This is a genomic window from Ornithinibacillus sp. 4-3, assembly GCF_040958695.1.
Taxonomy (GTDB): domain Bacteria; phylum Bacillota; class Bacilli; order Bacillales; family Amphibacillaceae; genus CALAMD01.
Genome location: NZ_CP162599.1, coordinates 3,050,779 through 3,066,405, shown reverse-complemented (window position 1 = coordinate 3,066,405; position 15,627 = coordinate 3,050,779). Strand labels below are relative to the sequence as shown.

The 15,627-nt window shown below is 35.7% G+C and carries 13 protein-coding genes and 5 pseudogenes; 11 read left to right on the top strand and 7 right to left on the bottom strand.

Annotated elements, in window-relative coordinates:
- Positions 1–36 precede the first annotated feature (36 nt).
- Genes AB4Y30_RS14955 through AB4Y30_RS14945 form a run of 3 tightly spaced genes read left to right on the top strand, consistent with a single transcriptional unit; the run spans position 37 to position 3,585 of the window.
- Positions 37–1,599 (top strand): recombinase family protein, encoded by a 1,563-nt coding sequence (locus tag AB4Y30_RS14955; protein WP_368653012.1) that lies wholly within the window; start codon positions 37–39, stop codon positions 1,597–1,599.
- Positions 1,599–2,015, top strand: a complete 417-nt coding sequence (locus AB4Y30_RS14950) for a recombinase (RefSeq protein WP_368653011.1) — start codon at positions 1,599–1,601, stop codon at positions 2,013–2,015. The genes AB4Y30_RS14955 and AB4Y30_RS14950 overlap by 1 nt, the downstream gene beginning before the upstream one ends.
- A gap of 1 nt (position 2,016) precedes the next feature.
- Positions 2,017–3,585 (top strand): recombinase family protein, encoded by a 1,569-nt coding sequence (locus AB4Y30_RS14945; protein WP_368653010.1) that lies wholly within the window; start codon positions 2,017–2,019, stop codon positions 3,583–3,585.
- A gap of 257 nt (positions 3,586–3,842) precedes the next feature.
- On the opposite strand, the gene AB4Y30_RS14940 is transcribed toward AB4Y30_RS14945, so the two are convergent.
- Complete coding sequence (locus tag AB4Y30_RS14940) at positions 3,843–4,436, bottom strand: TetR/AcrR family transcriptional regulator (protein ID WP_368653009.1); 594 nt, start codon at positions 4,434–4,436, stop codon at positions 3,843–3,845.
- A 101-nt stretch (positions 4,437–4,537) separates the two neighbouring features.
- Between AB4Y30_RS14940 and AB4Y30_RS14935 the strand changes: the two genes are divergently transcribed.
- The 7 genes and pseudogenes from AB4Y30_RS14935 (at position 4,538) to AB4Y30_RS14905 (ending at position 10,461) form a co-directional block, all read left to right on the top strand.
- On the top strand, positions 4,538–5,251 hold the full coding sequence (locus tag AB4Y30_RS14935) for a GAP family protein (protein ID WP_368653008.1): 714 nt from the start codon (positions 4,538–4,540) through the stop codon (positions 5,249–5,251).
- Between the two features lie 22 nt (positions 5,252–5,273).
- Positions 5,274–5,495 carry a hypothetical protein gene (locus AB4Y30_RS14930; protein ID WP_368653007.1) on the top strand — a complete coding sequence of 74 codons (222 nt, stop codon included), beginning with the start codon at positions 5,274–5,276 and terminating at the stop codon, positions 5,493–5,495.
- 425 nt (positions 5,496–5,920) lie between these two features.
- Positions 5,921–6,141 (top strand): annotated as a pseudogene (locus AB4Y30_RS14925) (MBL fold metallo-hydrolase); the annotation flags it as partial.
- Positions 6,142–6,284: 143 nt separating this feature from the next.
- Positions 6,285–7,164: pseudogene (locus AB4Y30_RS14920) on the top strand (GyrI-like domain-containing protein).
- 1,796 nt (positions 7,165–8,960) lie between these two features.
- The gene (locus AB4Y30_RS14915; RefSeq protein ID WP_368653006.1) at positions 8,961–9,761 is read left to right on the top strand and encodes an alpha/beta hydrolase; all 801 of its coding nucleotides are present in this window, start codon (positions 8,961–8,963) and stop codon (positions 9,759–9,761) included.
- A gap of 168 nt (positions 9,762–9,929) precedes the next feature.
- Positions 9,930–10,007, top strand: a complete 78-nt coding sequence (locus tag AB4Y30_RS14910) for a helix-turn-helix domain-containing protein (RefSeq protein ID WP_368655237.1) — start codon at positions 9,930–9,932, stop codon at positions 10,005–10,007.
- Between the two features lie 37 nt (positions 10,008–10,044).
- A complete protein-coding gene (locus AB4Y30_RS14905) occupies positions 10,045–10,461 on the top strand; it encodes a DNA methyltransferase (RefSeq protein ID WP_368653005.1) in 417 nt (138 codons plus the stop codon).
- 285 nt (positions 10,462–10,746) lie between these two features.
- On the opposite strand, the gene AB4Y30_RS14900 is transcribed toward AB4Y30_RS14905, so the two are convergent.
- Positions 10,747–11,541, bottom strand: coding sequence for a helix-turn-helix domain-containing protein (locus tag AB4Y30_RS14900; protein WP_368653004.1), 795 nt, complete (start codon positions 11,539–11,541; stop codon positions 10,747–10,749).
- A 176-nt stretch (positions 11,542–11,717) separates the two neighbouring features.
- Between AB4Y30_RS14900 and AB4Y30_RS14895 the strand changes: the two genes are divergently transcribed.
- Entirely contained in the window at positions 11,718–12,167 is a 450-nt protein-coding gene (locus AB4Y30_RS14895) for an SRPBCC domain-containing protein (protein ID WP_368653003.1), read from the top strand.
- A gap of 453 nt (positions 12,168–12,620) precedes the next feature.
- On the opposite strand, the pseudogene AB4Y30_RS14890 reads toward AB4Y30_RS14895, so the two are convergent.
- The 5 genes and pseudogenes from AB4Y30_RS14890 to AB4Y30_RS14870 all read right to left on the bottom strand — a co-directional run.
- Positions 12,621–12,731, bottom strand: a pseudogene (locus AB4Y30_RS14890) (transposase); the annotation flags it as partial.
- Positions 12,732–13,041: 310 nt separating this feature from the next.
- A pseudogene (locus tag AB4Y30_RS14885) lies at positions 13,042–13,881 on the bottom strand (IS4 family transposase); the annotation flags it as partial.
- Between the two features lie 131 nt (positions 13,882–14,012).
- The gene (gene tnpA, locus AB4Y30_RS14880) at positions 14,013–14,483 is read right to left on the bottom strand and encodes an IS200/IS605 family transposase (RefSeq protein WP_368652045.1); all 471 of its coding nucleotides are present in this window, start codon (positions 14,481–14,483) and stop codon (positions 14,013–14,015) included.
- 146 nt (positions 14,484–14,629) lie between these two features.
- Positions 14,630–14,908 (bottom strand): annotated as a pseudogene (locus tag AB4Y30_RS14875) (DUF4372 domain-containing protein); the annotation flags it as partial.
- A gap of 529 nt (positions 14,909–15,437) precedes the next feature.
- On the bottom strand, positions 15,438–15,578 hold the full coding sequence (locus tag AB4Y30_RS14870; protein ID WP_368653002.1) for a hypothetical protein: 141 nt from the start codon (positions 15,576–15,578) through the stop codon (positions 15,438–15,440).
- Positions 15,579–15,627: the final 49 nt, after the last annotated feature.

Sequence of the window (15,627 nt, the reverse complement as noted above, 5' to 3'; positions counted from 1 at the left end):
GCTAATATGTCACGTACAAGAAGGGAGGTTGAGTAAATGAGAAAGATAACAACACTTGATGTGACAAAATCTTCAGCAGTAAACCCGACACAAAAGGTCGCTGCCTATATACGAGTGTCAACATCGAACGAGGAACAGCTGATTAGCTTAGAGGCTCAAAGACGACACTACAAAACTTTTATCGAAGAGAATGATGAATGGCAGCTCGTTGATATTTATAGTGATGAAGGCATCACAGGGACCAAAAAGGATATACGACCAGGATTGCTTCGATTAATATCTGACTGTGAAAAAGGAAAGATTGACTTCATTTTAACGAAATCAATTAGTCGATTTGCGAGAAACACAATTGACTGCTTAGAGTTAGTCAGAAAATTGATGGATTTAGGTGTACACATTTATTTTGAAAAAGAAAATATTAATACAAATTCGATGGAAAGTGAACTTATGCTTTCAATCTTAAGTAGTCTAGCAGAAAATGAATCAGTGTCACTTTCCGAAAATAGTAAATGGTCGATTAGACAAAGATTTAAACGAGGGACTTACAAGTTATCGTACCCGCCATACGGTTACGATTATATTGATGAAAGGGTGGTTGTAAATGAAGAACAAGCACAAGTAGTCAAGCGGATATTCAATAGTGTGCTTAAAGGAGTGGGAACAGAACGAATTGCCAGGCAGTTAAACGAAGAAGGGATTCCAACAAAGCGAGATGGCAATTGGACGGGAACCACGATTCGCGGAATAGTTAAGAACGAAAAGTACACTGGAGATGTGTTGCTTCAAAAAACCTTTACTGATGAGCATTTTAATCGAAAGGTAAATCAAGGTGAACTGGATCAATACCTAATTGAAAATCATCATGAAGCGATTATCACACATGCTGATTTTGAAGCGGCTAATCGAATGTTAGAATATCAAGCAAGCCAAAAGAATGTAGCAGTCGGAAGTAGAAAATATTTAAATCGCTATCCTTTTTCAGGAAAGATTAAATGTGCGGAATGTGGCGATACATTTAAAAGAAGGATTCATACTTCTACCCATAAAAAATATATTGCCTGGTGCTGTTCAACACATGTCAAAAATAAAGATGAATGTTCGATGCTTTTTATAAGGGAAGAACGTATTCATCAAGCCTTTATTACGATGATGAATAAACTAAAGTTTGGTTATAGTTATGTATTAATCCCACTATCCAAACAACTAGAAACGTCAAATCAAGATGAAAACTATCAAATAATTACCGAAATAGAAGAACAACTCGAAGTTACACAAGATGAACTTAATATATTAATTCAATTAATGACAAAAGGGTTTTTAGAACCAGCAATTTTTAATGAACAGAAAATCGAATTGACCCATCGGCATATGAGACTAAAAGAAGAAAGAGACCAGTTACTATATTCAATAAATGATGGTTCAAATCAGCTAAATGAAGTGAAGCGGCTCATTAAATACTTTAAACAAGTAAATTTCATAGCCACATTTGATGAAGAAACCTTTCAAGATATTGTAAGAAAGGTAATCGTGTATTCGCCTAATGAGATAGGATTTCATTTGAAATGTGGCATTACACTTAGAGAAAGGATTGAACGCTGATGGCACACACACCCTTTGGATATGAAATAGTAGACGGCAAAATTGAAATTCATGCCATAGAAGCTGAGCAATTTAAGCTTTTAATTCAGTCATACTTATCTGGTAAATCTTTAGCTAATGCAGCAAGGGATTCTGGCATTAATCGATCACATGGCGTAATTACTAGAATATTAACAAATGAAAGGTATCTAGGGAATGCAATATTCCCTGGATTAATATCAAAAGAGCAATTTGAACAGTTGAAAGAAGAAAGGTTTAAACGGGCGAAAAAACTAGGACGATTAAATAGAACAAAAGCGGAAGAAACATTTACACCTAATTTTACATTCACAATCGGAAAAGTGGAGAACAAATACGACAATCCCATTAAACAAGCAGAATATGTATATAGCTTAATAAAAGAAGAGGTGACTTAAAATGACCTTAGCAAGAAGTGTCACAGTTATCCCGGCTAGGAGAAGAACGAGGGATGTTGATGCAGAGGAAAAGGAAAAATTAAAAGTAGCAGCTTATTGTCGGGTATCAACAGATAGCGAAGAACAAGCAACTAGTTATGAAGTTCAAGTGGAACACTACACTACCTATATTCAGAACAATCCTGAATGGGAGTTGGCAGGCATTTATGCGGACGATGGAATATCTGGAACAAACACAAAAAAGCGTGAACAGTTTAATAAAATGATTGAAGATAGCATGAATGGAAAAATCGACATGATCATTACAAAGTCCATCAGTCGTTTTGCGAGAAACACGCTGGACTGTTTGAAATACATTAGACAGCTTAAGGATAAAGAAATACCTGTGTTTTTTGAAAAAGAAAACATCAATACAATGGATGCAAAAGGTGAAATTATGCTCACCATCATGGCATCCCTAGCACAACAAGAAAGTCAGTCACTTAGCCAAAACGTAAAACTTGGCATACAATACCGATACCAGCAAGGTGAGGTGCAAGTGAACCATAATCGCTTTCTAGGCTATACAAAAGACGAAAACAACAAACTAGTCATTAATCCAGAACAAGCGAAAATTGTCAAAAGGATTTACAGGGAATATTTAGAAGGTGCCAGTTTAGTTCAAATCGCACGAGGACTTGAAGCGGACGAAATACTTACCGCAGCTAAACGATCCAAGTGGCGGCCAGAGTCGATTAAAAAAATTCTCCAAAATGAAAAGTATATCGGAGATGCATTGCTTCAAAAAACATATACCGTAGATTTTTTAACAAAAAAACGTGTTGTAAATAACGGTCATGTTCCACAATATTATGTAGAAAATAACCACGAAGCCATCATTCCAAGGGAGATTTATTTACAAGTTCAAGAAGAAATGATGCGAAGGGCAAATATCCGAAACGGAAAAACTGGAAAGAAACGAGTGTATAGCAGCAAGTATGCTTTGTCGAGTATTGTTTTTTGTAAAGAATGTGAAGATGTTTTCCGAAGGGTACATTGGAATAACCGAGGATACAGATCTATTGTATGGCGATGTGTTAGCAGGCTAGAAAGAAAAACACATCTTTGCAATGCAGAAACAATCAGAGAAGATGAACTACACCAAGCAATAGTACAAGCTATCAATGAAGTGTTGAGAAACAAGGATAACTATTTGAATATATTAATAGAAAATATTGAAACAGTTTTGAATGAAAATGCGGATAAACCAACAACTGATATTGACGATAAGTTAGAAGAACTTCAAATGGAACTTCTCAGGCTTGCAAATTCAAAAGAAGATTATGATGATGTGGCAGAAGAAATATACCGATTGCGGGAACTGAAACAGGAAGTCATGATGAAAAATGCAGCAAGAGAAGGTCTCAGGCAGCGGATTGAAGAAATGACAAAGTTTTTAAAAGGACAACCGCAGCGACTTGAAATGTACGATGATTTACTGGTAAGGCGATTGATTGAAAAGATAACGATTTATGAAAGACAATTAACGATTGAATTTAAGTCAGGAATTGAAATTATCAAAGAAGTATAATATGAATACCCAACGAGTGTTAGTTAAAATAATCTTTTGTTAATTCCACCACCAATGCTTTTCATAATACAGATTTGCCATTTTAGTATAAAACTCAACAATTACTCTGGTTTTTTTAATTAGGATACCGAATATTTTTATGTGTTTTTCAATATCTTTTCAATAAGGTTTTTCAATTTTAGGAAATCGATATTAATATCCATAAGGGTGGAAGTAGATAATCTAATGAGAATGAATTATCTACTTCCGAGTACTGTTTATTTATTACAGATTGTTTTTAAATGATAATTGATTACTTCCTTCACCTTTTCAGGGGTATAAATATCAGGTCTTATCAAAGCATGGAATGACAGCCCTTCAATTAATGCAGATAACCGACTGCTTTCTAAATCAGCATTAACTGAATCTGATAATATACCTTTTAGAGTTAATATCTTAATCATTGAATTTGCTAAATCATATGTACCATTAGTCATTTCGTCTTTCTTCTCTTTTAATACATCACTCGTTAGGGAACGGAGGGCAAAAATCCACCAAACATTAGCTTCAATTTTCTTTTCTTCGTCGATTGGAACAAGCTCCAGTAACACTTCCTCAACTGCCTGTAATGGATTTTTTGACCAATTTTTCTGATCAGAACGCTTTTTTCCTTCTTCTATGAAGTATTCGATAATAAACAGTAGCATTTCATCTTTCGTTGAAAAATAATGTCTTAACGCACCAGGGGACATTCCTGCTTCAGCTGCGACTCTTCGTATGGATACTTTCTCAATACCTTCATTCTCAATAATATTCCATGCAGCTTCAGCAATTAACTTTCGTTTCTTGTTATGATTAACAAATTTTGACATAGATAAATATCACTTCCCTTTCTTAGCACAGTGTGTTATTATCTTTTTAGCACAGTGTGTTATTTAGATGATATCACAATTTAAAAAGGGGGACTAATGATTTGATTGAGATCATTGAAGCTATGATGCCTTCTTCATCAATAGATATGTCCGTAGCTCTACTTATCATTTCCATTTGTGCCTTAATTGATATATTAAGTCCTGGTGTGCTGGCTATTACGGGCTATTTATTACTTACACAACCTAATCAGCTAGCTTCCCGTCTATTGGTATTTTTAGTTGTTATTCAGTTAGGTTATTTTATGATTGGTTTATTACTGTACTTTGGTGGAGATACATTATTGGGATTGATTAACAGTTTATCTAAATTTGATTTTATCAATTGGTTCTATACTGTTACAGGAACACTTCTTGTTTTAGTTAGCTTCATAAAACCAAAAGAGAACACAATAGAACGTCTTACGTCATGGATTCCTAGACAGACAACAATAAAGGGAATTATTATTTTAGGGGTTATTGTGTTTCTTATTGAATTTATAACAGCATTGCCTTATTTCTATTCGATTTTTTTATTAAATCATCTGTCAATCCCTTCGATTTCATCTATAGTCGTAATAATTGGCTATAATCTTGTAATGGTGCTTCCTTCTCTATTATTGATAGGGATTAGTATTGTTTTTAAAGATAAGTTGCAGCATTTTTTGGACAAAATAAAAACAAAGTTAAATGAAGCACCGATTTCTTCACTATTAGTAGCAATAGGTGTAGTAGGAGCTGTATTTTTTAATATTGGTATTAGAGGTATTTTACATTAAAAAAATTAACGAGGTGTTTGATATGAAAGAAATTATTAGTGGAATGAGTTTACTTTTCCTAATCCAAGGAGTAGGAGGTTTGATCAATCATTTGACAAATGGTGGAAAAAGCTGGTTTTTAGTGAATTATATTGATGCGTTTCAAGGTTGGGAAATTGCGATAGACATTTTATTAATTGCTATTGGTGGAGTAATTGGTTTATTATCCATGAAAAAGTCAAGTCCATCTAGAGATGGTAAATAAAGAATTATCTCTATTCACAGCTTATCGTAACAAAAATTGAACACTTAGGTAAAAAATGTTTGTCTAAGCGTTATTAGTAGCCAATGTTAGACTAGAAATGTAATGGTGATGTCATGATAAAAGTGAAGCAAGTTTGCTGTATGAGAAGTGAGAAAATGAATCAAGAGAAAAAACATTACAAGGAGTTCAGAAATCATTCCAGAAAGATGGCTCGGGAATCTCTTAAATTGTAGTTCCCATCCGATTAGTTATTTTCGCTTTGCTGAGAATAAGATTTAATTTCTTTTTCCCAGATCAGTTAGCCGCTTGTAAGCGTTAGGGGTGCTAAAAGGAACAAATATGACAACGATTATTTCATTAACTGGGCCTGCAACGCACTTTTTCCATTGGGCGTTGAAGTTTTTAAAAAATGGTAGTAGGCCTAAATTGAAACGATTATAAAAAATTCAACTATTATTCGGGTTTTCCACAATAGGATCCCTAGCTTAATTGTTTCAAATAATAAGTTGCTATTAGTAGATACTGGTTATGTCAATTTTCTACCCTCAATTGAAAGTGAAATTATAAAAATGAGTATAAAATGATTGATTTAAAGAGTATTATCATTACTCACTATGATGACGATCATATTGGTTCTTTATATAATTAGTAGTACCAGATACAGACACAATTCAGAATTGTTTGCGTACCTGGTACTGCCTTTAAAACAGACTCGACTATATTGTGCACAGATTGTCGGATAGAAAAACGCACCCTTTGATAATGTTGATGATGAAAGGAGGTTGTTCAATGGATTCTTTAAGAAGTATGAATAATGCATTGGGATATATTGAAGAGAACTTAACAGAGGAAATTGACTATAGTGAAGTATCTAAAATCGCTTACTGTTCAGAGTATCATTTTAAGCGGATGTTTTCATTTTTAGCAGGCATAAGTTTATCAGAATATATTCGGAGAAGAAGACTGTCGTTGGCTGCAATTGATTTGAAAGATAAGGATTTGAGAATAATTGATGTAGCCGTCAAATATGGCTATAATTCGGCTGATTCATTTTCCCGTGCTTTTCATTCCCTGCATGGTATTCTCCCTTCTGAGGCAAGGAGTGAGAATACACAATTAAAAGCTTATCCACGAATGACCTTTCAATTATCAATTAAAGGAGGATGCGAAATGAACTATCGTATTGTTGAGAAAGGGCCTTTTAAGTTAGTAGGATTTAAGAAGAGAGTCCCAATTATTTTTGAAGGTGTCAATCAAGAGATTGCACAAATGACCGAATTTTTAACACCGGAGGTTATTAAACAATTAAAAGCAATCTCAAATGTAGAACCAATGGGTATTATTAGTGCTTCCACTAATTTTTCAGAAGGAAGAATGGAAGAAAAGGGCGAGTTGGATCATTACATCGGGGTAGCAACTTCAGGTGATGAAACAGCAGAATTTGATGTATTAAAAAATTGATGCTTGTACCTGGGCAGTATTTGAATCGATTGGACCATTCCCAGAGACACTTCAAAATGTATGGGGTAGAATATACTCAGAGTGGTTTCCGTCTTCAAGTTATGAGTTAGTTGAAGGCCCAGAAATTTTGTGGAACGAGAGTCCAGACACTGGAAATCCAAAGTATCGAAGCGAAATCTGGATTCCGGTAAAGAAAAAAGACTATTAATTACACCGATTTTTATGATTGAGGGCACTCCTAGCAAGAGTGCCCTTTTCGTAAACGGTACGATTGGTAGACATGTTCCCACATACATGCAAAACAGTCGACATGTTCCCGTATACGACCGTTTTGCTAAAAAACGCAAATACATCAATTCTATCAACTCGTCCCATGTGGAGTGTGTATCGTTGCTACAAAGAGAAACTGTCTAACTAAAATAAACATCACCGACAGATAATATACTTTTCCGATTTTCAATCTAATTTTTCTTGTTTCAATTACAATAAACATTTCCGATTCTCATGTTTAACTCAATACAATCCCGGTTTTCCTCAATAGGATTCCGGGATTTTTTCAAGCCTAAAACCACCAAACCATCTCTTCTTTCCCAGCTTCTTTTCTCCTCTATCCCTTGTGGTTCCTCACTTTATCCAATAATCTATTCATAACAGCTCGAAGAACTACCCAAGATCATTCCAACGGCTTTTCCAATAGTTTCTTCTTCATTCCCAACTTCTTTTCTCCAATATCTCTTCTCTCCAATATCGGTGAACTTTATTCTAACTCTGAAAAAACGTGAACAAAACACGTGAAAAAGAGGCGGAAAAGGGGCGTTTTTGAACCGAAAAAGGATGAAAAACGAGGGTCTGGCGGAAAACATTATTATAACTCGGACGAAGGAATGCGGGTTTGGGGTGGTGGATTTCGGAGGAGAGTATTATTTTGGCACACTTATGCAACATTTTGGGAGAAGATTATTATGACTCTGAAAAAACGTGAACAAAACACGTGAAAAACAGGTGAAAAAGGGGCATTTTTGAACCAAAAAAGGATGGAAATTGGGGTTCGGTCGGAAAACATTATTTTAACTTGGACGAAGGAATGCGGGGTTTGGGTGGGGGTTTTCGGTGATGTATAAAACACGGACACATAGTAGGGAGAAGAATTTAGTTTGGTTTGTAATACTTCATCCACAATATGGAACCTGGGATATAAGATGGAGGAATAGTAGAATTACTGTAACGCTATACTACCGGGAGGAAAATACTGATATAGGGTCCGATCCATATAATTTCCAAGTTTTTTTGGGGAAATCAAGAATGAATGTGGAGAAAGTAATTGAAATAATTTTGAAAAAACATCGGAAGGGATCCCAGCCCTTCGGATTGATACAGTTGGGAAGGCAACAGAATAGAAGAATGAGTTAATAAAAAAAGAAAATCACGCCGAATCGCTAGACCAAAAGCTAAGGGTGGTTTCTTTATATAAAACTTGTAATAGAGTAGCCTCTCGCTTCGAATAAGCTACTAGAGACTGCGTGTTACTACTTACGAGTCTTCATATATTTTCGCAAACAATCATGATTTCACCCATTTTAGCCCATCCAATATTTTCACTGGTTTCCCTCATTAGGAAGCCGATTTTTTCATACCTGCCCAATACACTTGACTTCCTGAAATCTTGCCCATTGCTTACTGTGTAACTGCTAAACTAGACTCAACAGGTGGTGGTGCTGACATTTAGATGTTCTGCAATTTGCTTTGGGGAATAGATCATCTTACTTTCATTCCTGCCTTCCAATAATTAAAGTAAAACATTCAAGTGATACATTAACATAACAAATCAGAAAACGCATGATATAGGCATAAACAAACGTGAAATCGAAATGTTGCATGAATGTTATATGATAGAAGTAATAAAGGTTTAGGAGTGATTTAATTGAATGAAATTAAAAATGTGAAGTTATCTAATGGCACAGAAATTGAAGTAGGATTAGTTGGAAAAGAAGATGTAATGTTATCATGTTGCCAATAGCAAAGGAATCAGTTTACGGTTGTGAAGCTGAAAATCTCAAAATGTGGGGTGTTGATCCTCAATTAGGGGAACGTTTTGTTAATGGACTATCAGATGAATTTAAGGTTTTGTATTTTGATTATGAAGGACACCTTTTACGTAATCCAAATCCCGACCATCTTACACCCGAAAATATTGTGAGGGACTTTCTATTGATTGCAGATGAAATGGGTGTTGACCACTTTAGTTACTATGGGTATTCTTGGTTGGCTCTTTCAGGTTTACAATTGGCAATTAGAACAGATCGCCTTGAAAGTTTAATAATGGGAGGATTTCCTCCGTTAGATGGCCCATATGAGGAAATGTTAGTTGTAACAAATAAAACTTACGAGCAATCTATAAGTAATCAAAACACATATGATTACTCTAATTTTACTGATTCAGAAAATAAAACACCAGATGAATTTGATTGGGAAAATGTTGAGATTAAAATGAATCCAGGTCAGACAAAGCAATTTGTTACGCTGTATCAGAACTTAGTTAATTTTAATGATCAATCAATTCAAATCCTATTGACCATACCAAGACTTTCCTTTGTTGGTGAAAAAGATACCATTGTTTATGGTGATAATTTTGGAGGGGTAACCGTAGATATTGTTGGATTAATTGAAAGAAATAAAAAAGAGTTAGGGCAATTAGGATGGGATGTTGAGGTTTTACAAGGTGAAGAAATGGATCATACTAAAGCAATGCAGCCCGATTACGTTTTACCACTTATTAAGGAGTGGTTGTCCAAGCACCTGGCATAAAAAAGACTTAATAGTGCGAAATGGTGTGATAGAAGTAACCTAGATGGTTTTTTCGATGTTAATAAAGGAAAATACCAGTATGGAGCCGAGTAATGTAACGAAATCCACAAGTTGAAGACTAGGGTGCCATTCCCCCCTTATTAATTCTAAATAAAACCCTGTTTGGATGTGCTTGTTAGAATATGTAATGCATTAAATTGTCAGTTGAGTGAAATTGTTGAAGTAGAGTTTGAAAATCAAACTTAATTAAATAGTATATAGTTGAAACGAGGGAAAATTAGTTGTGGCTAATTCGATTTTACATAATAAAGATTGTATAGAAGCAATGAAAAGTATTGAAGATAACTCCGTGGATTTAATTTTAACGGATCCGCCTTATAATTTGGGGAATTTTATGAAAGATCGGGATACAAACTTGAAAAAAATGAGAGATAATTTCTTTGTATCTGCGGGATGGGATGATTTAAGTTTTGAGGAATGGGAAGAATCAATGGACAACTTCTTTGAAGAATCTGTTAGAGTTTTAAAACATGGAGGGTCCATGATTGTCTTTATGGCTATTATTAAAGTTGAGAGCATTATAAAAATTGCTGAACGTCATGGTTTGTATTATAAAACAAGAAATATTTTTAGAAGTACGCGGGTAGAAAGCTTCAATAATCCAGCTCCTTCCCAACACTCCAAAGCAACATCCAGTTGATTCCTAGCCCCTTGACCTGTAACTGGAGCAATAACCATATCTACGTCCAACGCTAATTCATGACTAATAATAAAACATTAGCGCTGCTTTGCTTGACGAGATCCCTTTCCTATATACAATTCCGAATGACCTCCAAAATCAATGTCATCCTGATTTAATTTCTCAATCTCCCACGGAGAAACACGACTATAAATTGCCCTCTTATCTTAGTAAGGTGGGACACCCTGAAAGCAGAGGATAAAAAGCAATATCCAACTTGTTTTTTACTCTTCAGGTACCTTTGCACTAATCGTTGTTCTTCGCATATTGCTTCGGAGATTTGCCGATTACTGCTTTGAAATCTTTGCTAAAGTGAGCTTGGTCGAAATAGCCGAGATCCATCGCCAATACAGTCATATCCACTCCACGTTCTATTAACTCGATCGCCTCATGCATTCGATAACGCCGAATTACCCATTTAGGGCTCACTCCTATATATTGATTGAACCAACGTTGTAATGTCCTCTTGGAAATGCCGAATTGATCCACTAAGTGTTCGACTTTGGTGATGCCAACATTGTGGACGATTTCATCGATCATTTCATTCAGTAAGTCAACCGTTTTATCATGTTCAGGCATACTTTTCCGTAATAACTGTTCAACGATCACAATCTTATCTTCTTTATTCTTAACTGCAAATAGTTGCTCTTCCAAAGCATTAATATCTAAGCTAAAGTAATCGGATATATTGACGACTTGATCTGTAAGTGTAGAAACAGGCGCTTGGAAATAACAATGAAAAGCTCCGGGTCTAAAAAGAACGCCTACAATCTGCCCTTCATCTTGTAAAATATGTACAGATTTTCTGCTTTCTATTCCGCATATGTACGAATTGCCAGGCTGGAAAACTACATTTACTCCCGGATGCTGTAAAACTTCTTGGGTATATGGGGGCTGTCCACGTAAGTCCCACTCGACAAGCCAATAATGCTGTATAAAAAATTGGAGACTGTCGGATGGAGCGTGACGAGTAATTGAAAACTTATTTTTGCCCGTTTCATAATTCAAAATACCCATATTCGGATTGCGATTGTCTTTCACTTGTTTCACCCCCCGGCACGAAAATCTATCTTACACTCATGGTTGGCGCGATTTTACAATAATTAATGTATGAGACATGCTATGATTTCATTATAAACTACCATTAATCCTAACGGAAGGAGCAATATTCATTAAACGAGCAGAAAATATTAGTTTATAGATGGAGGAATTAAACAATGAAGTTGGAGTATGTATTTTATATCGATACGAATCCTGAGCAAGTGTGGGATGTTTTGGTCAACCCAGAAAAATCGGTTAAAGCATTTATGGGTGGAGTTATCCACTCAACATATCAGGTGGGCGATGACATTAAATTTATAGGACCAGGTGCCGATGGAAATGAGACTGTTCACATTTATGGCAAACTACTTCAATATGAACCAAATCGAATTTTAAGCTACACGGATCACCCTGGCCCATCTCACTATGCCGAACATGCTCAGATGGAAAGTCGAGTTACCTTATCTTTGGAATTAGTAGGGGCATGTACAAAACTACATCTTATTAATGATCAATGGACAGAGAACAATCCTCTCTTCAGTAAAACAGAGCAATACTGGTGGATGATACTGAGTAACATTAAGACAATTGCGGAAACCGGAAGATCTCTGGATTTAGGTTTCTAGCCAAAGATTGTCACTTTAAACGTTATTTTGCTTCTGTTTTAAGTAATATTTTGCATTATAAATGTGTGTTCAAAAAGGCCGATAAAAGAAGCCCTGAGAAGTTCCATTGGCTAAAAACTCCATGTCCCAGGACGTGACGCTTTTAACCGAACAAGACGTGGGCGAATGTAACGAAAGATCCCCTAAAGCTTTTACATACATGAGTACCTAAAAAAGCAAGCTTAGAAAACTTGACTTTCGCTACGCCTTTACTGAGAGAACTAAAGTTGCACTTACGACGCACAGGACGTACAAGTACTGGCGTTGCGACAAGGCTTTTCGATGGGGCGAGTAATCGCAGTCCCAGGACGTCGTGCTTTTAGCCGGCGAGCAATAAGAAAGACTAACTATATAAAGTCAAGTGAATAAACAAAATTAAGATCGATAAATAATCCGAAATAAATGCATACCAAAGGCATCAATACCTGCATAGGCAACTAATTTATTAGGGTTAGAAAATTTGCGAATATTACCAATTTCTCCTAAAATCGTTGCACCTATAATTGAACCAAAGCCTGGAATGGTTTCAATTACGGCTTGTTCAAGAAGTCCATTGTTTATTTTTTCATCAAATATTGGACTGTATTAATTCATGATTAAGGTATTGATGATATTTCTCTATTCTTTATTTACTAATACAATATAAAACCGTTGTTTGTTAAGAGTGCAAAATTATATATACAGCCAATATCACTAGCGTCGCATAAATAAATGCAGAATGTTCTGAACTACATTTCTGGTTTTAAAGAAAAAATTGAAAGCACCTAAACAAAGGTAGTAAACATCCATTTTTTTGACTATAGCCAAAGACGAGTGCGACAAAAATTAAAAAGTTTTACGGGACACCTTTTCCTTTGATTTTACGAATCCAAATATGGGCAGATTTCCAAATTGCGGCTTTTAAATAACGACTGATTTGGAGATAAGTCCGCGAGCTGTTTGTGCTTAGCTGCGCGAGTACGTTTAAACAATAGACAATCATCGCTACGTACACTTGATTATGGACTGCTTGTTCGCTATGCCCGTAGAACTTTTTGATTGAGAGATGTTGTTTCATCCATTTGAAAAAGAGTTCGATTGCCCATCTGGACTTGTAAACATCGGCGATTTCAACTGCGCTAATGTCAAACCGATTTGAAATTAACGTGAGTTCTTTCCCTTTATCATCCAGTACTTTTATTTTACGAAAAACGTGTTCTGTTCGGTTTTGAGTTGATCCGAGAACGACCATTTCATCTGATAAAATAGATGAGTTTGATGGAACTTCAAGTGTTTTAATTACCCGAACGACAGCGTTTTTCCTTAAACGTGATACAAAGAAATAGCCGTCATCTGTCATGCGATCGAAACGCTCGTAATCCAAGTAGCCACGGTCAAAAACGTACATGCATTCTTTATCGTCAACAAATACTTCTAACTGTCCACGGTCGTGTTCTATTGCGTTCGTCATGACTGCTTTGTCCGGATAAGAAAGGCCTTTTTCCATAAATACAAGGCGCAGATGAAGCTTTACGCCAGACTTTGTTTTTCGGAATTCAGCCCATCTGTGATTCGTTAAATTTAAAGGTAATGTGGTAGAATCAATCAACATCCAAGGTGTAGACGTTTTTCTTCTGTGCTGAAAGTCTGTTTTTTCATGAATTTTCGCTACTAGATTTAAGAAGATGGCTTCAAATCAAAACCACCAGTGTGAACTGGTGGTTTGTTCTGCGGCTAGAAGCCTCTGTTACCGGCCTTGGCCTTAAAGGCCCACTGAATGGGTTTCCCTTTTGCACCACACTTACTCACTGATTCTAAAAGAATCTCTTATTTCTTTTTATTTTTCTTCCCTGTAAATGGATCAAATTCTTCGAATAAAGTTAATTGATCACTCATGTAGTCATCTTTAAGCTGATTTCTTATGTATTCTTGTATTTGATTTTTATTTCTTCCCACTGTATCTACAAAGTAGCCTCGACACCAGAATTTTCGATTACCGTATCTGTACTTTAAATTCGCGTGACGATCAAATATCATTAAGCTACTTTTTCCTTTTAAGTATCCCATGAAGGAAGATACACTTAATTTCGGTGGTATACTCACTAACATATGAATATGATCTCTACACGCATTTGCCTCGTGTATATCAACTTCTTTTCTTTCACAAAGCTCTCTTATAATTTCTCCAATACTTTGTTTGTATTTTCCATAAATCACTTGTCTTCTATATTTTGGAGCAAATACTATATGATACTTACATCTCCACTTTGTATGTGCTAAACTATTCTTGTCCTGCATAGGGCTTTGCCTCCTTCTTTGGTGAGTTTTGGTGGTCGGGAAACCAACCTTAGCTTACCATGAAGAGAGGCTTTTTTTGACCCCACGCTTGAAGCTCTTTAGAACCCCCGGCATAGCCAGGGGTTTTCTAAAATCATAAAAAAAGAAGTAGGCACTTCATTTAGTCTTCTGCCTAATTGTGAAAAGCTAATGGATTCAAACCCAACTGCTTTTTGAAGATCATCTGAAAAAACAGCGTCAGCTAACGCCCGTAAACTTTCGGTACCATGAAGTTGCGCAAACAGCAGTAACTTCATGAATGGCGCCATATAAAGCTTCTTTGTATAGTAATCTAATTGAAAGTTTCCAACCATTTCATTAAAAAGTTCAGTCGAAATCGGTGAAAACCATTGTTCAAATGATGTTTTTCGTGTAAACTTATCCATGTGTATGTCCTTTATATTGGATTTGGATAGTTTACTACCAAACCCCATTATAAAGGATTTTTTTATGGAAAAATATAGTTAAAGAAAATTCAGTATTTTACTTTATACTTTTGTTTTTTAATGCGACGCTAGTGAGCCAATATATCAAACGGCGGTTTTGGAAATAAATTCAGATAGGTTCTGCTGATGATGAGCTACCTCACTCTTGCGCTATGACTTTTCATAGAAACGAGTGAAACCAATAAATCTAATGTAATCGTGGTATATTACTGGCGATAACCCATCATAACCCATCAGTAGGATAATGATACTCCCCTACCGCCATCGTGTAAGTGGGTGAATGGGAAAACTAGCCAAACGCAAGGTTCAGTTTGATTATCCCTATTTTCACAGTAACTAGTTCTAACAACGCTTATACCGCAATAAGAGGGTTTTTGACCATGATTTATTCTCCGACCGTTCTTTCTTATGAGCAAGAAAATATTCCATAATAAATAATAGTAATTCATTTTGGTTTAAGAAATAATGTCTAAGTGCTCAGGTAAGATATTCGAGCTTCAGATGCAATTCTTCGGATAGATGCTTTTTCAATACCTTCCGTTTCAATAGTTTTCCAAGGTCTTTCAGCAATCATTTTTCTTTTGTGATCATGATCAAATATTTTCGGCATTTAAATCACCTCTTGCTTTTATTTCACACACTGTGTTATTGTTGTTTTA